Here is a 19,889-nt window from a genome sequence, read left to right as displayed (position 1 = left end):
CTCCCCGAAAGAGAACAGAATCATGAACACCGAATACAGAAAACCCCTTCCGGGTACCGATCTGAAGTACTACGACACCCGTCAGGCCATCGAAGACATTCAGCCCGGCTCATACGCCAAACTGCCGTATACCTCTAAAATTTTGGCCGAGCAATTGGTTCGTCGCTGTGATGCCGAGACGCTCACCGACTCCTTGAAACAGTTGATCGAGCGTAAGAGCGAACTAGACTTCCCTTGGTATCCGGCGCGCGTGGTGTGCCACGACATTCTTGGCCAGACCGCATTGGTAGACTTGGCCGGTCTGCGTGACGCCATTGCCGAAAAGGGCGGCGATCCCGCTAAAGTAAACCCTGTGGTGCCAACCCAGCTGATCGTGGATCACTCGCTGGCGGTGGAAGCCGCGGGCTTTGACCCCGATGCGTTCGATAAAAACCGTGCCATTGAAGAGCGCCGCAACGAAGACCGTTTTCACTTCATTAACTGGACTCGTACCGCATTCCACAATGTGGATGTGATCCCCGCGGGTAACGGCATCATGCATCAGATCAACCTGGAGAAAATGTCTCCGGTGATCCAGAACCGTGCCGATGAAGACGGTCATCCGATTGCTTTCCCTGATACCTGTGTCGGCACCGACAGCCACACCCCACACATCGATGCATTGGGCGTTATTGCTGTGGGTGTGGGCGGTTTGGAAGCAGAGACAGTCATGCTGGGCCAGCCGTCTATGATGCGCCTGCCGGACATTGTCGGTGTGAAGCTCACGGGCAAACGCCAGCCGGGCATTACTGCAACCGACATCGTTCTGGCGATTACCGAATTCTTGCGTAAGGAAAGGGTCGTAGGGGCGTATCTTGAGTTCTTTGGTGAAGGTGCTTCCAGCCTGACCATCGGCGACCGTGCCACCATTTCCAACATGACACCGGAATATGGCGCCACGGCAGCAATGTTCTACATCGACGAGCAGACCATCGATTATCTGAAGCTTACTGGCCGGGAACCAGAACAGGTTGATCTGGTTGAGAAGTACGCGAAAGAAACCGGCCTGTGGGCCACCGAAATGACAGAAGCTCAGTACGAGCGTGTACTGGAATTTGATTTGTCTACGGTTGTTCGAAACGTGGCTGGTCCGTCTAACCCGCATCGCCGTGTCGCAACGTCAGAGCTGGGTGATCGCGGTATTGCGGTGAATTTGGACAAGGCTCTGGAAGAAGAGAAGAAAGGTTTGATGCCGGATGGGGCAGTGATCATCGCTGCAATCACATCTTGTACTAACACCTCTAACCCTCGCAACGTAGTAGCGGCTGGTTTGGTGGCGAAAAAAGCCAACGAGCTGGGCTTGGTGCGTAAGCCCTGGGTTAAATCTTCCTTTGCCCCGGGCTCCAAAGTGGCTCGCCTGTATCTGGAAGAAGCCGGCCTACTGCCAGAAATGGAAAAATTGGGCTTCGGTATCGTGGCCTACGCCTGCACTACGTGTAACGGTATGTCTGGCGCTCTGGACCCGAAAATCCAGCAGGAAATCATTGACCGTGACCTGTACTCAACTGCGGTACTGTCCGGCAACCGGAACTTCGATGGCCGTATCCATCCCTATGCCAAGCAAGCTTTCCTAGCGTCACCGCCGCTGGTTGTGGCCTATGCTATTGCCGGTACCGTACGCTTCGACATCGAACAGGACGCCTTGGGTTACGACAAAGACGGCAAGCCGGTCACCCTGAAAGACCTGTGGCCTTCCGATGAAGAAATCGACCGCATCGTGGGCGAGTTCGTGAAGCCGGAGCAGTTCAAAGAAGTCTACATCCCGATGTTCAACCTGGATGCTGTTGAGCAGGCCAAGAGCCCACTGTACGACTGGCGCTCGATGTCTACGTACATCCGTCGCCCGCCATACTGGGAAGGTGCGTTGGCTGCCGAGCGCACCATGACGGGTATGCGCCCGCTGGCCGTTTTGGGTGACAACATCACCACGGATCATCTGTCGCCATCTAACGCCATCATGATGGACTCCGCAGCCGGTGAATATCTGCACAAAATGGGTGTTCCGGAGGAAGACTTCAACTCCTACGCTACGCACCGTGGTGATCACCTGACCGCGCAGCGGGCTACCTTTGCCAATCCGAAACTGCTGAACGAAATGGTTCGAGATGAAAGCGGCGAAGTGAAGCAAGGCTCGTTCGCTCGTATTGAGCCAGAAGGGCAGGTCACTCGCATGTGGGAAGCGATCGAAACTTACATGGAACGCAAGCAGCCGTTGATCATCGTGGCCGGTGCGGACTACGGCCAAGGCTCTTCCCGTGACTGGGCAGCCAAAGGTGTTCGTCTGGCAGGTGTGGAGGTGATTGTCGCGGAAGGCTTCGAGCGTATTCACCGTACCAACCTAGTGGGCATGGGCGTATTGCCGGTTCAGTTCCGTGAAGGCGAAACTCGCCAGACCTACAATATCGACGGGACCGAAACCTTCGATATGAAAGGCGAAATCGCACCGGGTGCGGAGCTCACTCTGGTGATCAACCGTAAAAACGGTGAGTCCGTCGAAGTGCCGGTGAAATGTCGTCTAGACACCTTCGCTGAGCTGAATATCTATTCGGCCGGCGGCGTACTTCAGCGCTTCGCTCAGGATTTCCTGGAAGCCGAAGGCGCAGCGTAAGCAGATTGTCGTTTGGACATCTGACCCTTCGGGGTCAGATCCCACTCAATTCAGAGAGGCATTTCATGAGCTTCCCCTCACAAATTAAAGTACCCGCGACCTACATACGTGGCGGAACGAGTAAGGGCGCGTTTTTCCGCCTGCAAGACTTGCCGGAAGCCTGTCAGGTGCCCGGTGAGGCCCGCGACAAGTTGTTGCTTCGGGTGATCGGCAGCCCCGACCCCTATGAGAAGCAAATCGACGGTTTGGGTAACGCCACTTCCAGTACCAGTAAAACCGTAATATTGGCGGCACCGACGCAACCAGACCACGACGTGGATTACCTGTTTGGTCAGGTTTCGATCGACAAACCCTTCGTGGATTGGAGCGGTAACTGCGGCAACCTGACTGCGGCAGTTGGTGCTTTCGCTATCAACGGCGGTTTTGTTGCTAAAGATCGGGTTCCCGAAAACGGCATATGCACCGTTCGGATCTGGCAAGCTAACATTAAGAAAACCATCGTTGCCCACGTGCCCATCACCAAGGGTGAGGTGCAGGAAACCGGCGACTTTGCGCTGGACGGTGTCACCTTCCCGGCAGCTGAAGTGAAGATCGAATTTATGGATCCGGCCGACGGCGAAGGCTCCATGTTCCCCACGGGTAATCTGGTAGACGATCTGGACGTGCCGGGCGTGGGTATGCTTAAAGCGACCATGATCAACGCCGGTATCCCCACCATCTTCGTGAACGCCGAAGACATTGGCTATAAAGGCAGTGAGCTTCAGGGCGACATCAACAGCGACCCGAAAGCACTGGCCATGTTCGAAACCATTCGCGCCCATGGTGCGGTAAAAATGGGCTTGATTAAAGACATCGCCGAGGCAGCGAATCGTCAGCACACGCCGAAAGTAGCCTTCGTCGCTAAGCCGGTGGATTATGTATCCTCCAGCGGAAAGCAAATTACCACCTCGGAAGTGGACTTGCTTGTGCGCGCTATGTCTATGGGTAAGTTGCATCACGCCATGATGGGCACGGCAGCGGTGGCGATTGCTACGGCTTCAGCGATTCCCGGTACATTGGTGAACCTCGCGGCTGGCGGCGGTGACCGTACCGAAGTGACTTTCGGTCATCCTTCAGGCACTTTGCGCGTAGGCGCGGAAGCCAAAGAAGTGAATGGTCAGTGGACTGCAACCAAAGCCATCATGAGCCGCAGTGCGCGGGTTATTATGGAAGGCTGGGTGAGGGTGCCTCAAGACAGTTTCTGAACTAAGCTGAGGCATACCCTGACGATTCCGGAAATGGGAGGATTTTGCCATGGGAGCTAACGCAGACCAGAACACACGTCCTGACTACGATGTGGTGTTACAGGAAATTGCGGACTATGTCCTCAATTACCGCATCGACAGTGAAGAGGCATGGGAAACCGCCCGTTACTGTTTGATGGACACTCTGGGCTGCGGGCTTCTTGCCCTGAGATTTCCGGAATGCACCAAACACCTTGGCCCCTATGTGGAGGGCACTGTGGTTCCTCATGGGGCCAGGGTGCCCGGCACGCCTTATCGGTTAGACCCGATTAAAGCGGCCTGGGATATTGGGTGTATCGTACGTTGGCTGGATTACAACGATACCTGGCTGGCGGCCGAATGGGGCCATCCCTCGGATAACCTCGGTGCCATTCTGGCCGTGGCCGATCACCTATCCCAGAAACGTGTCGCTAACGGGCAAGCGCCGCTTGCCATGAAAGCCGTGCTGGAAGCCATGATCATGGCCCATGAAATTCAGGGTGTCCTCGCTCTGGAAAACTCGTTTAATCGAGTCGGGCTAGATCATGTGGTACTCGTAAAAGTGGCCTCCACGGCCGTCAGCGCCAAATTGATGGGGGCGGATCGGGAGCAAATGCTTTCGGCTCTTTCCCACGCTTGGGCAGACGGGCAATCCCTTCGTACCTATCGCCACGCCCCTAACGCAGGCTCCCGAAAATCTTGGGCCGCAGGCGATGCTGCCTCACGAGGTGTGCGCCTAGCCGATATCGCCATGAGAGGCGAGATGGGTGTTCCCGGTGCCCTGACCGCCAATCAGTGGGGCTTCTACGATGTGCTCTTCAGTAAAACCAACCGCGATCAAGCCTTAAAGCCAGACGCTCTTCGCAAGTTCTCATTACCGCAGCCGTTTGGCTCCTATGTGATGGAGAACGTACTGTTCAAGATTTCGTTCCCGGCGGAGTTTCATGCGCAAACCGCGGCCGAAGCTGCTGTGAAACTCCACCCCGAAGTGAAAGACCGGCTCGATGAGATTGACCGCATCGAATTGACCACGCACGAATCCGCTATTCGCATCATTTCAAAGCAGGGCGAACTGGCTAACCCGGCCGACCGTGATCATTGTTTGCAATACATGAGCGCAGTCCCTCTGATTTTTGGCGGCCTCACCGCAGAGCACTACGAAGACAGCTTTCACGAAACCTATCCCGAAATCGACCGCCTACGCAACAAAATGCAGGTAATCGAAGACGAGCGATTCACTCAGGAGTATCTGGAGCCAGACAAGCGTTCAATCGCGAACGCCATTCAGGTGTTTTTCGCCGATGGAAGCCGTACGGAAAAAGTTGCCGTTGAATATCCGATTGGTCATCGAAGAAGGCGGGAAGAGGGTATGCCGTTATTGGTGAAGAAGTTCGAGAACAGCTTAAAGACCCGATTTGTGCCCCGGAGATGCCAGGCGATTATGGCCAGCTGTGAAGATTTAGGGGTACTGGAGGTTATGCCGGTTCATGAGTTTGTGGGCTTGTTTGTGGTCTCCTGAAAGAACGTCAGCTTCTATTGTCAGCTTTTTTTACGCCAAGAAATAACTCGAATTTTAAGGTGTTGTTTTAAAAGTCTTTTTTTTATGGCATAGATACTGCTTCGTTCCTGTTGATTAATAACAATCATGGAGCGTTAGCAATGAAAAACATGGCAACGGCAGTAGCGGCATTAATGTTTGCCGGAAGCGTTGGTAGTGCAGCGGCGGCACCAGTCATCAATATCAGTTCCGAAGGATTTAGTGCAGCGCAGGCAGCGGAAGCGGCTTTTCTAGGCAATTTGAATGCAGGGTATATGACCGAAACATTCGACAGCGGTTACGCGGTTGGTGCGCAATCCATGACGGTGACGTCACTCGCAGGTGTCGGATCGTTCACAATGGATACGGCCGGTACAGGCGGTGCGTGTGACACCAGCCCGTATTCTTGTAACGCCGGCTTGGCCGTTCTCGATTCTGTAAGCTCACCGTATTCCGGTCGGTTTGATGTCTCTCCAGACAACTGGCTGGACAGCATGGATGCACAGAAGATGACGATTTCTCCTTCTGGCGGGTATACCGCGATGGGGTTCTACATGACTGACCCTAACGATTCCGGCGGTAGGTTCTCTATCGGGGGCGTGGATTTTTCGTTTTCCGACATTTTTGGGTCATCTCTGGGAAATGGAAAAATCTTTTATATTTCTTTGTATGACGACAGTGGGTTGGGGGATCTCAGTATCTACTCTAACAGTTCTAACGATGGTTACGGACTCGACAACGTAACCATAGGAACAGTCCCAGAGCCAGGAACCTTGGCATTGATGGGATTGGGCTTGATTGGATTGGTTTTGGTTCGGAGCAACAAGGCTAAGGTATAAGATTTGAGTCCGCTAAGTGCGGGATGCGCGCTTAGCGGGGTTTGTAAGTTTTTGTTAACTAGTGCTTCAGATTGTTATTGCGGTAATGGGATTGTGTACTAAACTACATGTTCACAACTGGTAGTAAGTCGCATTGGATGCGATTTGTTTTTATTGTGAACATAACAAGGAGTCGGCGTGGCCCACGTCAGGTTGTTTAAGCACTACTTCCACCTGCCTTTTATGCTTCTGGGTTTAATCGACCTAGTTGTTTTAGTGGCTTCTTGCTCTTTAGCTGTGTTTTTTAGGTTCTTCGGAGACGCAGCGTTCTTCAATGAACATTTCGCTATTGTTTTCCCCTCGCTCGTTGTTTTTTCGATGATTAATCTAACAGTCATGATGGCTTTAGGCGCATATCAAGCAAGCGTTGAAGAGGGCATGTCTGGAATGATGCTTCGCACTATTCTGGCCCTGATATTGGCCATCCCTGTTCAAGGATTTGCCTATTTTGTGGCTAGTGACTGGCTCTGGTATCTGGGCAGCTTCGATCTGCTGTCTTCGGCAGCCGTCTTATCGGTATTTTGCCTTGGGATAGCCCGGGTTCTTTTTTTTGGGATATTGGGCAAAGATCGGTTCAAGCGACGTGTCGTGGTACTGGGCGCGGGGCGTCAAGCAAAGCGATTACTTCAAGACCTTACAACTCCTTTCAATCGCAAGGGATTTACGCTCGATGGCTTTATCCCTATGCCCGATGAGAGTGTGGAGGTTAACGAGAAACACCTGATAAATAATCCGGGTTCCTTGCATGAATATGTGATTCGACACCCTGTCCGTGAAATTGTTATAGCCGTTGATGATCGTCGCAGAGGCTTGCCGATGGATGATCTTCTGGAATGCAAGATGGCGGGTGTCAGCATTATTGACGGTATCAATTTCTACGAACGTGAATCCCGAAAAGTAGCTCTTGAGATGCTTACACGAGGTTGGCTGGTGTTTTCCGATGGCTACACGTTTTCAGCAGTGTACGGAATGGGTAAGCGGGCTCTCGATATTATTACTGCGGCGGTACTTCTGGTTTTTACTTTCCCGATCATGTTACTGACGGCACTGGCGATCAAAGTTGAAGACGGCATCTCGGCCCCGGTTGTATACAGTCAGGAAAGGGTTGGTGTGAACAATCGGGTATTCCGCGTTTATAAATTTCGATCAATGGTTACGGATGCCGAGAAGGGTGGTGCAGTCTGGGCGAAGCAAAACGATTCAAGGGTTACTAAAGTCGGCGACTTTATCCGTCGTGTGCGGATTGATGAGCTGCCGCAGATATTCAACGTTTTGAACGGAAGTATGGCTTTTGTAGGGCCACGGCCTGAGCGTCCGGTTTTTGTGGAGCAGTTAACCAATAAGATCCCGTTCTATGCGGAACGGCATAGGGTTAAGCCAGGCCTGACCGGCTGGGCACAATTATGTTTTGCCTATGCAGATAATGAAGAGGATACCCGGGAAAAACTCCGGTATGACCTATACTACATAAAGAATCAGAGTCTCCTTCTCGACCTTCTGATTGTACTTCAGACAGTTGAGGTGGTTTTGTTCAAGAAAGGCTCAAGGTAGCTTCGGGGTTAATGGCCCTGGAACACGGAAATCAGCATCAATAAAAGAGAGAAAAACAATGTCTCTGAAGTCACTTGTCTCTGCAGTATTTCTTCCACTAATGGCGGCCATCTTGTTGGTTGGCTGTGCTTCTAATGCTCCCTCTTCACCGGAAATGGTTCAACGCGCTTTGGCAATGGAAACGCGAGACAGCGTTGACCAGTACGTTTTGGGCGCCACCGATGTGGTACGGGTCTCCGTTTGGCGCAATGAAGACATCAGCATCTCCGTTCCGGTTCGGCCTGATGGCATGATATCTGTACCGCTGGTTGGTGATGTGCGGGCGAGCGGGGAGACCCCCGAGCGGCTAGCCCAATCCATACGAGCGAAGTTGTCAGAGTATATTCGAGAACCGCAGGTGAGCGTTGTGGTCACCTCGATGGGAAGTCATGAATTCACCGACCGAGTCCGTGTAACTGGAGCTGTTCGTCAACCGATTTCGATACCACATCGTAGCGGTATGACAGTTCTTGATCTGTTCCTGAATGCAGGCGGTGCCAACCAATTTGCGGATCTGAACGACTCGATGCTGTATCGGCAGGTCGAGGACAAGGTTGTCGCGATACCTGTTCAGCTTGAGGACATTTTGAGTAAGGGGCGGATAGCTACCAACTATTCGATGCGACCGGGGGATATATTGACGATACCTGAGCGTAGTTTCTAACAGCCCACGACTTCCAAACCTCTATCTGCCAGGTGTGAATATGGCTTTACCCTTATCGAAAATGCCGAACGAGATTATTCGTGAGGTTAGAGAGCGCAAATGGTTAGTGCTACTTGCCTTTCTTGTGATCAGTTTCACGGTATTGAGTGTGGGGTTTGTTTTTCCGTATAAGTATCAGGCCTCCGTTGTGATCTTTGTGGATGATAGCAATATCATTCGTCCACTCATGGAAGGCCGAGCCGTTACCACAAAAATAAATGATCGCATCTCTGGCGCTCGGGAACTCCTATTAACTAGATCTGTAATTGAGCGTTTGGCTCGTGATTCAGCTGTGTATCCCGATGCTTCTATGGAGGAGACTGCCGTAGAACAACGCATTGGCCGTATTCGCGGCAACCTATTTGTTCGCCCCAGGGGCGATAGTTATTTCAGTATCGGGTTCTCATCGGAATCCCAGCTGGAAACTTTCCGGGTGGCGCAAAAGCTCGCTCAGTTGTTTATTGAGGAATCCAATGACCGTAAGCGTAAGGAAAGCCGTGGCGCCTACGATTTTATTGATAAACAGGTGAAGAGCTACGAGCAACAGTTGGCAGAAGTGGAACAGCAGCTTAAAGAATTTTTGTCAGAAAATACCGATGGCACCGAGGGGGAAGCCAATGCCCGCTTGGCCCAGCTCCGTAATCAGCTCGAGCTAGCCCGACTTGAACGGCAAGAGCTCAACGCAAGAGTGGAGTCATTGCAGCAACAACGCGGTGGGGTTCGGCAGACCATCCGCCAAGGAAAAACAGAGGATGTGTACCGTCAAAGGATCAGTGTTCTTGAAGAACGTTTGGACACCCTTCGACTGCAATACCACGACACCTATCCTGATATTGTGATCTTGCGCGAGCAAATTGCCGAGCTAAAAAAACAGCGCCGAGCCCATTTGGCGGGCGATCAAAGTTTCGGTGGTGAAGATGAAGGCGCGCGAACCTTTAATCCGCTGTACCAGGAAATCACCGCCGACATCACCAAGGCCCGAGCTGATGTCGCCACAATTGATATAAGAATTTCCTCGCTTGAGAAACTTATCACCGAGCAAAATCTAAGAATGGAGAGGATTCAGGAGAATAAGGCCCAGTACTCCGATCTTACAAGAGATCTGCAGGTAAACCGGGAAATATACGACGATCTCCTGAAGCGGCGCGAAAAGGCCCGAGTGTCTATGCACCTAGATGTTGAAGGCCAAGGGCTCAGTTATAGGATTAACGAAGCTGCACAATATCCGAACCAACCGTCAGGTCCCCGGTTTTCCGCATTTGCAGCTGCCGGGCTGTTGGCAGGGGCATTTATCCCCTTTGGCGCCATCGCCGGATTGTTACAGATCGATCCCCGAGTGCGGGTAAGGGAACAGCTGGAAGAAGAAATTGGCTTACCAGTGCTGACTGATATCCCCGCGGTTCGAACGCCGTATGAAAAGCGTCGTGACCGGAGGGTAACGGGTGTCATCGGCTTATGTGCCTTGCTGATTGTGGCGGTGTATGGGGCCATTGTGGCAGCTGAATACATGGGAGTTCTGTAATGGCAGATTGGAAGAGCGAAAGCTCCCGAGTTGACGATGCGGGGCTAGAACGTTCTGATCATGAACGTCGCAACAACCAGCCTGATCACGTAGAGCGGCATCCGTACTTCCAGCGGAGAAAAGAGCGCCTAGAAAAGGAAGTTGGGTCATCCGGTGAAGAAGACTCGAAGCTTTTGGTCCCAAGCTCTTTAGAGTTGGGGCCTGGTGCAGTAGACCGATATTTAATCAGCAAGCAGATCACCAAAATGCAGGAGCCGAGGAAACTCACTCCTGATGATCTTGATGAGCGGAGAATCATCTACCCTGAGTCTTCGAATCGAATGCTTGTTAACCGGTTTCGGGATCTGCGAACCAAGTTACTGGAGTTATCCGAAGGCAACAACTTTACCATGGTGGTCAGCGGAGCTGCCCCGGGCGCAGGCTCTTCGTTCGTGGCGCTCAATTTGGCAGCGGCTTTCGCTTTTGATCAAGCGAAAACAGCACTGGTCATCGACTGCAATCTACGAGAGCCTTCCATTCATAGCTCTCTAGATGTCATACCGGAGACGGGATTAACCGATTTTCTTGACGATCCTAACTTTGATATCAGTCGCATTTTGTATCCGACCGGAATACCCAGGCTTCGGTTGATCCCAGCGGGCAGTCGCCGCGAAACACCCGCTGAATTCTTCACCTCGTTTCGCATGAAGCAATTCCTCCAAGCTATCCGTCGGCGGTATCCAGACCGTTTTATTGTGTTGGACACAGCCCCGATATCGGACTCCCCGGATGCACGTATTCTCACGGAGCTTTGCGACTACGGTATGTTGGTGGTGCCACACGGAAAGATAACATCATCAACTGTTGAAAAAGCCGCCACGGCGTTTAATCCAGATAAATTTGTGGGGGCCGTAATCAATGGTTAGATTACGCAGCGCAGGGAAGTGTTGTCTTCCGTTGCTTTGTATGGCTGGGATGTGCTTTGGTTTTGTGTCTCTATCCGCGGTTGCTGATCCTGTTCAGTTGGTTGTCGGGCAAACGATTCTAACCACTAATAACGCAACCAAAGTGCTTAAGGAGAACAGACAAGATGATACAAAAAGTAGGACCTACCTGAATGCCAATTACGAAAATAACGATGGCCGGTGCGTTGGTGGTCTTGCGGGTAGTCTCGGTTATACCGTTTGGTCGGACGACTCATTCGATAATGAAACCGACGCTCAAATGGATGCGTTAGGAAGGTGCGAGTTATCAGATAGCTTTAGCTGGACAATCTCCAACAATTTGCGAGAAGTCACTCAGGATACATCTAATAGTGACACGCCCAATAATAGGACTCGCAAAAATCTGTTGTCCACAGGCCCTAATTATCTCTTTCGATTGAGCACCGTGGATTCGGTGAATTTCGAAGCAAGGTACGAGAGCACCGAATTCAGCGAGCCCGAGGAGCGTGATAGCGAACGCGTGATAGGTACAGCTGCCTGGAATCATCTATTCAGTTCGACTATGAATGGTGGTCTTAGCCTGACAACGAGCGAAACCGAGCATGACTCAAGCGGAACCATAGAGGTCCGCACTGCCCAGATGACTTTTGGAAAGCGGTGGGCAACGGCCTCATTATCAGGTGCGCTGGGTGTGAGTGAAATTGAAACAGAATTTGGCGCAACCTCGTCCACGAGCCGCGGCAGTGTTGGAAACCTCGAGTTTATCCGTGAGATTAATGAAAGGGCTGAGTTGTATTTGCGGGGAGCAAGGGAGTTAACGGATAGCACCTCGAGTTTCGATATTCGATTTGAGGAATTCGAGTTCAACTTGACGGAAAGCCTAGCGGTAGAGACATCGTCGCTAGAGGCGGGGCTCAATAAAAGGTTCTCTAGTGGCAGCAGTCTCAGTGCTGCGGTGTTCGCTAACAATTCCGATTATCTGGATTCCAACGAAGAGGAGCAGAGCACCGGAGTGCGGCTAAGCGCTTCAAAGCCGCTTTCGCAGTTGGTATCGCTGTTTGCAAAGTATGGATATCGATACACCACATTTGAACAAGACGAATCCGAAGACGAGCAGCTTAATATGGAGATGGGCTTGAATTACCAAGCCAGTCGCGCGCTCAGCGTATATGCCAGTGTTGGGTACGAAGAGAAAGGCAGCGACGTTGTGGCTCGCCGGTACGGGGAGCGTTGGGCATTGGTTGGTTTGGAATACCAGCTTCGTTAAATCAACCACCACAAGGACTAGCTTAGAGCATGACGGAAAATATCTTGAATGCGCTGACATTTGATGTTGAAGATTACTTCCAGGTGGCAGCCCTTGCTGAAGCGGTTCAGTACGATGATTGGCCGTCAATGGAGTATCGGGTAGAGGCTAATACCGACCGAATCCTTGCCTTACTTGACCATGCGAAAACCAAAGCGACCTTTTTCACCTTAGGTTGGGTGGCAGAGCGTTCGCCTGCATTAGTTAAACGAATCGCGGAGCAGGGCCACGAAATTGCGAGTCATGGCTACAGCCACCAGCTCATCTATAACCAAACCCCTGACGTTTTCCGTGAAGAAACCCGTAAATCGAAAAAGATTCTGGAAGACACAACCGGGCAGGCCGTCACGGGGTATCGCGCAGCGAGCTATTCCATCACCCACCAATCACGCTGGGCACTGGATGTTCTTTGCGAAGAAGGCTTCACTTGGGATTCGTCGATTTTCCCGGTACATCACGACCGCTATGGCATGCCCGGTACCCCTAGGTGGCCCCACCGGTTAAGAACAGATAAAGGCCACGAGCTGGCGGAATTTCCTCTAAGTACGCTGAAATTGCCCGGCTATACGTTGCCAATAGCTGGCGGCGGGTACTTCCGGCTATTTCCTTATTGGTTCAGTCAGTGGGGCCTGGGCTCGATTAACCGGAAGGGGCAGCCGTTTGTATTTTATCTACACCCATGGGAAGTGGACCCTGGCCAGCCAAGGTTAGACGTTAAATGGTTCTCGCGGTTCAGGCATTACAACAATCTCGATGTTTGTGAAGCACGCCTTAAACAACTGCTATCCCGATTCAAATTCACAACGATGACCCAGGTTCTCCGGAGCCGTGGTGTGCTGGATGCGTAACCCATGCTGTATTTAATCTTTTGGATTTCATTGGTGTTGCTGCTGTATATCTATATCGGTTACCCGATGTTGGCATCGTTGATGGCAAGCATTTCTTCACCACAGCGACAGCCTGTAAAAAACAGCGGCGACGATGATCTGCCATTCGTGTCCATACTCATCGCGGCTTATAACGAAGCTCCGGATATAGAGGTGACACTCGCCAACAAACAAGCATTGGACTACCCCTCAGACAAAATCGAAGTGTTGGTTATCTCGGATGAATCCGAAGATGGCACTGACAAAATCGTGCAACGTTTCAGTGCGCATTCCGCGATTCCCGTTCGGCTTTTTCGTCAGTCCCCTCGACAGGGTAAAACCGCCGGTCTGAATACCCTGGTGCCTAAAGCAAAAGGCAGCATCCTGCTGTTCTCTGATGCCAACTCGCAATGGGATAAACAGGCTGCTCGCCATCTGGTGAATTGCTTTGAAGGTACCAATGTCGGCTATGCCACCGGCAAAATGGTCTACGTAAATGGCGACGGATCGTTAGTGGGCGACGGCTGCAGTGCGTACATGAAGTATGAAAACTGGCTGCGCGAACAAGAGACAGCGATCGGCTCGATTGTAGGTGTGGATGGCGGAATCGATGCCATGCGTAAAGACCTTTACCAGCCACTGCGAGCGGACCAGCTGCCTGACTTTGTACAACCCCTGAAAGTGATCGAGCAAGGCTATCGCGTTGTGTACGAACCGCAGGCATTGCTGAAGGAAGCCGCTCTGGATGACAGTGGCAGTGAGTTCAGTATGCGGGTGCGGGTCAGCCTGCGGGCAATGTGGGCGTTAAGGGATATGCGCCATCTTATGAACCCGTTTACCTATGGTGTGTTTGCGGTCCAGCTCATATCTCACAAATTGCTGCGATACGCCGCATTTTTGCCGCTTGCCAGCGTTTCGGTGGCAGCGATGCTGCTGGCCGCACGTGGTGGCATCTACGCGTTGGCATTCGTGGGGTTGGTCGCGCTTTATGTGCTGGCTTGGTTAGGACAGTACAAGGCGAAAGACGGTAATCCCAACTCAGTGTTTATAACCGTGCCTTACTATTTCATGTTACTGAATTTCGCCTCTCTCAAAGCCGCTGTCGCATTTTTGAAGGGTGAAAGGAAAGTTGTCTGGAACCCAAGGAAGGGGTGAACACTATGTCAATCAGAGTGTTGCATTTGATTGATAGTGGCGGTCTGTACGGTGCAGAAAAAATGCTGCTGACGCTCGTGGCCGAACAAATCAAACAAGGTTTGGCACCAATGATACTCAGCGCCGGTGGGCCGGGCCAGTCAGAGAAACCCATCGAAGCCGAGGCCACGCGCCTAGGCTTACCTGTTACGCCTTGGCGTCTGAAGCCGGGTTTCAACCTAAGCGGAGCTTGGGAGATTATCCGCTGGGCGAAGCATAACGGCTTTCAGTTACTGCACTCCCATGGCTATAAATTCAACGTGTTGATGGGCCTGTGGCCAGAATCTATTCGTTCCCTGCCGTTAGTCACCACGCTTCACGGCTACATCAAAGCCCCGCGTTATACCAAATCCTGGCTGTACGAGAGTGTGGACCGTTTAGCGCTTAAACAAATGAAAGCTGTAGTGCTGGTGTCTGAGGCGATGAAACAGCAAATACCAAAGGCAATTTCTGGGTCCGATAAAGTAGCCGTCATACCAAATGGCCTGGATACCGAAGCCGTTCGCAAAAAAGCACAAAACCCGCTTAGTGAAAACTTTACGGGATTTCTTGGAAAGCACTCGCCGGTGTTACTGGGAGTGGGGCGGTTGTCACCGGAGAAGGGGTTTGATGGATTGATCTGCGCGTTTAGCCAGTTGCGGCGAGATCACCCCCGCGCAGGACTGATCATCATTGGAGAGGGTGCAATGCGTTCTGAACTGGAACGCCAGGCGGAAGAGCTTGATCTGTCGTCCTGTCTCTTGTTACCGGGTTATTTCGATGACGTGCCCGCGTTAATGGCGCGGGCAGATTTACTTTGTATGCCCTCACGTACAGAAGGGTTGCCGATTACCCTGCTTGAAGCTATGGCGTCGGGTGTAACAATTATGGCAACCGATGTGGGGGAAATTGGCCGCGTTTTAGGGAAGACGCAAGGCGTAGCCAAAGGAGGGATGATCCTTCCGCAGGGCGACGACTCAGTCTTGCTCGAAAGCCTTACTGCAGTGATGTCAGATCCAAAGGCGTGGGATAGAGCCAAGGCTTGGTCCCGTGAGCGCGTGCAAGCGGATTATTCCTCTAACGCTATGGCGCGGGGATATTCATCCGTATACCAGCAGGCCCTGAGATGAAGCTGAGCATCATAATGGATCAATATAACAATCCCTATGCGGGTACTGAAAGCCAGGTGCTGAAGTTGGTTTCGGGGCTAATTGAACGAGGTTGGGAAGTTCGCTTTGCCGTGTTGAGGGGCACCGAATTTAGTCGTAGTGGCGAGTTCCCCGTGCCCATTGAAGAGCTGAATATCAGCTCGATCTCTAACCCCAAAAATTGGTTAAAAATCTACCGGTATGGCCGGCAACTGAAAAACCGTGGGTTCCAGCTGGTACACGTATTTTTTAACGATGCCTCCGTGTTATGTCCACCCGCTCTGCGCTTCGCCGGTTTAAAAACCATTATTTCCCGTCGTGATATGGGGTTTTGGTACAACAAGCAGTATCTGAAGGCCTTAACGCTAACGGGGCGCTTTGTATCCGCAGTTGTCTGTAATAGCGAAGCAGTTGGAGAGATTACCGGTGCTTCAGAGCGGATTCCGGCCAAAAAAATTAACGTTATTTACAACGGCTATCCGGGCTCCCGCGATGCCACGAAAGTAGCCAAGCCTGATCAGGAGCGGAGCAGGCCGGTGGTAATCGGTGTTGTTGCTAACCTGCGCCCAATCAAGCGGATTGATGACTTAATCAAAGCAGTCGCAGAGTTGAGAAAGGCAGGCTTGAGGACTAGTTTAACTATTGTAGGCGGCGGAGATTCCTCTCCCTATGAGCAGTTGGCTGATGAACTTGGCGTCAGGGACTCTACACAGTTTCTAGGCTCCCAGCCGGAACCAGAGACGTTTATAGAGGATTTCGACATAGCGGTTTTGTGTTCGGAAACAGAAGGCTTCTCAAACGCCATCATTGAATATATGCGCTGTGGAAAGCCGGTAGTTTGCACCCGTACCGGCGGGAATCCGGAAATTGTGGAGGAGGGAGAAAATGGCTACTTGGTTAACGTGGGAGACATCCGAGCTTTAGCAGAAAAACTTAGAGAGCTTATTGACCAACCCGCATTGAGAGAGCGATTGGGATCTAAAGGAGCAGAGAGAGTGGCGGGAAAATACAACATTGATGCCATGCTTGACCAGCACATCGCGCTCTACGAGATGATTCAGCCAAAGGTTCCTCAATAATGATGAGCGCACTGTCCAAGTATGTCTTTTATCCCGCCTGGGATCTAAAAGACGGTAGTCAGAGGCTGGTGGAATGGCGGCAGCTCGAAAAACAGCAGTGGTGGTCGCAAGACAACCTGGGTCGTCTTCAACTAAACCGGCTGAGAACGCTCCTGAGTTACGCCGAAGAACACAGTCCCTATTACCGAAAAATCTTCAAACAACTTGGATTCAAAGCCAAGGATATCCAAAAGCTGACGGATATTGAGCGGATACCCGTGACGACCAAACAGGATATCCGTAACGGCGGAGACCAATTCATCAGTGATCAGCTCGAGAAACAAGCGTTGGTATCGGCCAAGACCGGTGGATCAACAGGCGTTTCTTTAAACCTCTATTTCGATGAAACCTGCCAGGAAAAAAGAAACGCCGCCCAGTTGATGGCAGACAGATGGTCTGGCTGGGATCTCGGCATGAAACGGGCATCGGTGTGGGGCAACCCGCCAGTACCCGGCAGCGTTAAACAGAAGCTACGCCATAACCTTCTCGATCGAACCGTATACTTGGACACCATGGACTTGAATGATCAGTCCATGAGTTCGTTCGTTGAGCGATGGCGAAAAGAGAAACCCGGGGCCGTGTTTGGCCATGCGCATTCAATCTACATATTTGCGAAATACCTCCTTCAGAAAGGCATCACCGATTTGCGGCCTCAGGGCATCGTTGCAACATCGATGATGCTGTTAGAACACGAAAGAGCCAGCATTGAACAAGCGTTCGGCTGCAAGGTCACGAACCGCTATGGCTGTGAAGAAGTTGGCTTGATCGCCTGCGAGTGTGAACAACACAACGGTATGCACATTAATTTGCCCCACGTATACGTAGAATTTCTGGACGCAAACGACAGGCCCGTTACTCAGGGTGAACCGGGCAAAGTCGTGGTAACGGACCTCAACAATTTTGCCATGCCACTCATACGATACCGTGTTGAGGATGTGGGGGTGTTTGGCGAGCGCGTTTGCGAATGCGGCCGTGGGTTCCCGTTGCTAGAGAGGCTTGAAGGGCGAGTGGCGGACTTTTTGAGGCTACCAGCCGGTGGCCAGGTATCGGGCATCTCGCTGGTTGAGCGCACGCTGACCAAAGTGCCCGGAATTGAACAAATGCAGCTGATACAAGAGCAGATCAACGAAGTGGCAATCAATCGTGTTAAAGGGCGCGAATACACAGAAAAAACCGACAAAGAGCTAGAGCAAGCGATGAGGGAGGTATTTGGGGAAGAAGTGGTTCTGACGATCAACGACGTAGAAGAAATTCCCCAAGAGGCATCCGGTAAATACAGGTTTTCAATTTGCAGGGTTAATCAATGAGTGATCAACCGCTGGTTTCGGTAGTGATTGCGACCTACAACACCGATCAATATTTGCCGGCTGCTGTGGCTTCCGTGCTCGATCAAACCTGGAGCAACCTCGAAGTTGTTGTGATAGATGATGGCTCTGAAGATGAAACAGAAGCACGTATAGCAACGTTCGAACACGACGGTCGTGTGCGCTATATCCGAACCGAAAATCGGGGCCAACCCAAAGCCAAGAATCGAGGACTCAAAGAAGCACGTGGTGATTTTATCGCCTTTTGCGACGCGGATGACCTATGGGTTAAAAACAAGCTTGAGGTTCAGATGCCGAGGTTCGAGAACCCAAGGGTTGGGGTCGTCTACAGTGAGGTTTCGTACATCGACCAGCACACAAGTCCCGTTGAGAAAGAGGCTCCCTATACTCGCTACAGCGGCAACATAACGGATGCATTGGTTATCTCGAACTTCATACCTTTTGGAACCTCTGTAATTCGTCGAAAGTGCCTAGAGCAAAATGGAGAGTTCGACGAAGAGTTGCCTATGGGCATTGATTGGGACTTATGGCTGAGATACTCGGTTGACTGGGAGTTCAGCTATTGCCCGGAGGTGACCTACATATACCGAATATGGTCAGGGCAGATGTCTAAAAATTATCGGGGTCGATACGAGAACGCATTCCGTATTCTTAGGAAGTTTATCAAAGCAAATCCAACCAAAGTCTCGGCGCGCCTAGCCTCGCGTGCTTGGGCTGACATGTATATTGGCCGAGGAATGGCCATTGCCAGTGCGGAAAAATCGATCTCGGAGCCTTTATCAGACATCTTCACAGGCTTGAAATACGACATATCGTACCTGCGTGGCTGGAAAAGCCTGATTAAACTGATGATCCGGCGGGTATAAAGCTATGGTCGAGTCGAGGGATAATCAGTGACGGTGAACCATTTCATATACAAGGTAGCAAGGCCTTTCGGGATTTTACAGGTCGCGCGATTCCTTGCACGTAATCACCCCCGCATCCTGATGTACCACCGCATCTCTCCAGACGGGGCCCCTGGCACCATTTCTGTGGATCAGTTTCGTAAGCAGATGAAGCTGATAAAAAAATTCTTTAATCCGATCTCTTTGTCGAAGTTAATTGAGCTGCATGAAAAGGGAATCACCCCGAAGCATGCGGTCGCCGTCACGTTTGATGATGGCTATAGTGATTTTGGGGACTATGCATTTCCGGTTATGAAAGAGGAAGGAATACCAGCAACTTTGTTTATTACTACAGGGTTTGTAAATGGTGATATTTGGTTATGGCCGGATCAGATAAAATTCGCGATTGATAATGCAAGTGATAACGAAAAAATTAGAATTAGCGGGATAGATGAAGATTTAAATTTCGTCAAAAATAAAAAAGAATGTTGGAGTAAGATTGCAGATTATGGATTGTCGTTGGGTCAGGAAGATAGGTTAAGTATGATAGAGGAACTATACGTAAAGTTAGGATTATCCCTCCCTAGAAAGGCACCATCCATGTTTAGACCAGTAAGTTGGGACGATATAAAGGAAATGATGAGGTTTGGGTTAGATGTTGAAAGTCATTCAGTCAATCATCCTAGCATTGTAAATTTGAATTGGATTCAGTTGAAATTGGAATTAATTAGATCTAGGGATAAAATAAAAGAGGTTCTGGGTATAGAGTCAAAAATATTTTGTTATCCTAACGGTTTGGAAAAAGATATAACTGTTGAAATTGAATGTTGTGTAAGAAAAGCAGGGTACAATTATGGCGTTTCTGCATATTCTGGGGTTGAGCCGTTCGTGAATAGGTGGTCTATTAATAGGTATCCAGCAAGTAATCAGGATTATCAATTTGAAAAGCATCTTTTCGGTATGACATACCTCATTAAAAAAATTAATATATAGTTGATGGCATAAAT

16 protein-coding genes are annotated in these 19,889 nt (G+C 51.0%); all 16 read left to right on the top strand.

Features of this window, described 5'->3' with window-relative positions; genetic code table 11:
- Positions 1-22 precede the first annotated feature (22 nt).
- The 16 genes from acnD (at position 23) to K5L82_RS05810 (ending at position 19,875) form a co-directional block, all read left to right on the top strand.
- Positions 23-2,647 carry a Fe/S-dependent 2-methylisocitrate dehydratase AcnD gene (gene acnD, locus K5L82_RS05885; RefSeq protein WP_223133522.1) on the top strand — a complete coding sequence of 875 codons (2,625 nt, stop codon included), beginning with the start codon at positions 23-25 and terminating at the stop codon, positions 2,645-2,647.
- A 65-nt stretch (positions 2,648-2,712) separates the two neighbouring features.
- Positions 2,713-3,891 (top strand): 2-methylaconitate cis-trans isomerase PrpF, encoded by a 1,179-nt coding sequence (prpF, locus tag K5L82_RS05880; protein ID WP_223133521.1) that lies wholly within the window; start codon positions 2,713-2,715, stop codon positions 3,889-3,891.
- Positions 3,892-3,940: 49 nt separating this feature from the next.
- Positions 3,941-5,428 carry a 2-methylcitrate dehydratase gene (gene prpD / locus K5L82_RS05875; protein ID WP_223133520.1) on the top strand — a complete coding sequence of 496 codons (1,488 nt, stop codon included), beginning with the start codon at positions 3,941-3,943 and terminating at the stop codon, positions 5,426-5,428.
- A 140-nt stretch (positions 5,429-5,568) separates the two neighbouring features.
- The gene (locus K5L82_RS05870; RefSeq protein WP_223133519.1) at positions 5,569-6,285 is read left to right on the top strand and encodes a PEP-CTERM sorting domain-containing protein; all 717 of its coding nucleotides are present in this window, start codon (positions 5,569-5,571) and stop codon (positions 6,283-6,285) included.
- A 177-nt stretch (positions 6,286-6,462) separates the two neighbouring features.
- A complete protein-coding gene (locus K5L82_RS05865; protein WP_223133518.1) occupies positions 6,463-7,875 on the top strand; it encodes a TIGR03013 family XrtA/PEP-CTERM system glycosyltransferase in 1,413 nt (470 codons plus the stop codon).
- Positions 7,876-7,933: 58 nt separating this feature from the next.
- A complete protein-coding gene (locus tag K5L82_RS05860) occupies positions 7,934-8,578 on the top strand; it encodes an XrtA/PEP-CTERM system exopolysaccharide export protein (protein WP_223133517.1) in 645 nt (214 codons plus the stop codon).
- Between the two features lie 40 nt (positions 8,579-8,618).
- The gene (locus K5L82_RS05855) at positions 8,619-10,139 is read left to right on the top strand and encodes an XrtA system polysaccharide chain length determinant (protein ID WP_223133516.1); all 1,521 of its coding nucleotides are present in this window, start codon (positions 8,619-8,621) and stop codon (positions 10,137-10,139) included.
- Positions 10,139-11,044: a polysaccharide biosynthesis protein gene (locus tag K5L82_RS05850; RefSeq protein ID WP_262492528.1), complete on the top strand. Its 906-nt coding sequence runs from the start codon at positions 10,139-10,141 to the stop codon at positions 11,042-11,044. Before K5L82_RS05855 ends, K5L82_RS05850 begins: the two co-directional genes overlap by 1 nt.
- Before the next feature lie 64 nt (positions 11,045-11,108).
- Positions 11,109-12,329: an outer membrane beta-barrel protein gene (locus K5L82_RS16735; protein WP_223133515.1), complete on the top strand. Its 1,221-nt coding sequence runs from the start codon at positions 11,109-11,111 to the stop codon at positions 12,327-12,329.
- Between the two features lie 29 nt (positions 12,330-12,358).
- Positions 12,359-13,216 (top strand): XrtA system polysaccharide deacetylase, encoded by an 858-nt coding sequence (locus K5L82_RS05840; RefSeq protein WP_223133514.1) that lies wholly within the window; start codon positions 12,359-12,361, stop codon positions 13,214-13,216.
- 3 nt (positions 13,217-13,219) lie between these two features.
- On the top strand, positions 13,220-14,389 hold the full coding sequence (locus K5L82_RS05835; RefSeq protein WP_223133513.1) for a glycosyltransferase family 2 protein: 1,170 nt from the start codon (positions 13,220-13,222) through the stop codon (positions 14,387-14,389).
- Between the two features lie 5 nt (positions 14,390-14,394).
- The gene (locus K5L82_RS05830) at positions 14,395-15,537 is read left to right on the top strand and encodes a glycosyltransferase (RefSeq protein WP_223133512.1); all 1,143 of its coding nucleotides are present in this window, start codon (positions 14,395-14,397) and stop codon (positions 15,535-15,537) included.
- Positions 15,534-16,634 (top strand): glycosyltransferase, encoded by a 1,101-nt coding sequence (locus K5L82_RS05825; RefSeq protein ID WP_223133511.1) that lies wholly within the window; start codon positions 15,534-15,536, stop codon positions 16,632-16,634. Before K5L82_RS05830 ends, K5L82_RS05825 begins: the two co-directional genes overlap by 4 nt.
- Entirely contained in the window at positions 16,634-17,980 is a 1,347-nt protein-coding gene (locus K5L82_RS05820) for a phenylacetate--CoA ligase family protein (RefSeq protein WP_223133510.1), read from the top strand. The genes K5L82_RS05825 and K5L82_RS05820 overlap by 1 nt, the downstream gene beginning before the upstream one ends.
- Entirely contained in the window at positions 17,977-18,864 is an 888-nt protein-coding gene (locus K5L82_RS05815) for a glycosyltransferase family 2 protein (protein WP_223133509.1), read from the top strand. Before K5L82_RS05820 ends, K5L82_RS05815 begins: the two co-directional genes overlap by 4 nt.
- Before the next feature lie 27 nt (positions 18,865-18,891).
- Positions 18,892-19,875: a polysaccharide deacetylase family protein gene (locus tag K5L82_RS05810; RefSeq protein ID WP_223133508.1), complete on the top strand. Its 984-nt coding sequence runs from the start codon at positions 18,892-18,894 to the stop codon at positions 19,873-19,875.
- The last annotated feature ends 14 nt before the right edge of the window (positions 19,876-19,889 follow it).

The sequence above is a fragment of the Marinobacter sp. AL4B genome (assembly GCF_019916045.1).
In the GTDB taxonomy this organism is placed as follows: Bacteria; Pseudomonadota; Gammaproteobacteria; order Pseudomonadales; family Oleiphilaceae; genus Marinobacter.
Note: the sequence above shows the minus strand (reverse complement) of the source record. Positions and strands in the feature narration are given on the sequence as shown.

Coding starts and splice junctions, on each gene's coding strand:
- K5L82_RS05825 (WP_223133511.1), top strand. CDS start 15,534: ATGAAGCTGAGCATCATAATGGATCAATATAACAATCCCTATGCGGGT.
- prpD (WP_223133520.1), top strand. CDS start 3,941: ATGGGAGCTAACGCAGACCAGAACACACGTCCTGACTACGATGTGGTG.
- K5L82_RS05840 (WP_223133514.1), top strand. CDS start 12,359: ATGACGGAAAATATCTTGAATGCGCTGACATTTGATGTTGAAGATTAC.
- acnD (WP_223133522.1), top strand. CDS start 23: ATGAACACCGAATACAGAAAACCCCTTCCGGGTACCGATCTGAAGTAC.
- K5L82_RS05820 (WP_223133510.1), top strand. CDS start 16,634: ATGATGAGCGCACTGTCCAAGTATGTCTTTTATCCCGCCTGGGATCTA.
- prpF (WP_223133521.1), top strand. CDS start 2,713: ATGAGCTTCCCCTCACAAATTAAAGTACCCGCGACCTACATACGTGGC.
- K5L82_RS05850 (WP_262492528.1), top strand. CDS start 10,139: ATGGCAGATTGGAAGAGCGAAAGCTCCCGAGTTGACGATGCGGGGCTA.
- K5L82_RS05860 (WP_223133517.1), top strand. CDS start 7,934: ATGTCTCTGAAGTCACTTGTCTCTGCAGTATTTCTTCCACTAATGGCG.
- K5L82_RS05830 (WP_223133512.1), top strand. CDS start 14,395: ATGTCAATCAGAGTGTTGCATTTGATTGATAGTGGCGGTCTGTACGGT.
- K5L82_RS05835 (WP_223133513.1), top strand. CDS start 13,220: ATGCTGTATTTAATCTTTTGGATTTCATTGGTGTTGCTGCTGTATATC.
- K5L82_RS05870 (WP_223133519.1), top strand. CDS start 5,569: ATGAAAAACATGGCAACGGCAGTAGCGGCATTAATGTTTGCCGGAAGC.
- K5L82_RS05855 (WP_223133516.1), top strand. CDS start 8,619: ATGGCTTTACCCTTATCGAAAATGCCGAACGAGATTATTCGTGAGGTT.
- K5L82_RS05815 (WP_223133509.1), top strand. CDS start 17,977: ATGAGTGATCAACCGCTGGTTTCGGTAGTGATTGCGACCTACAACACC.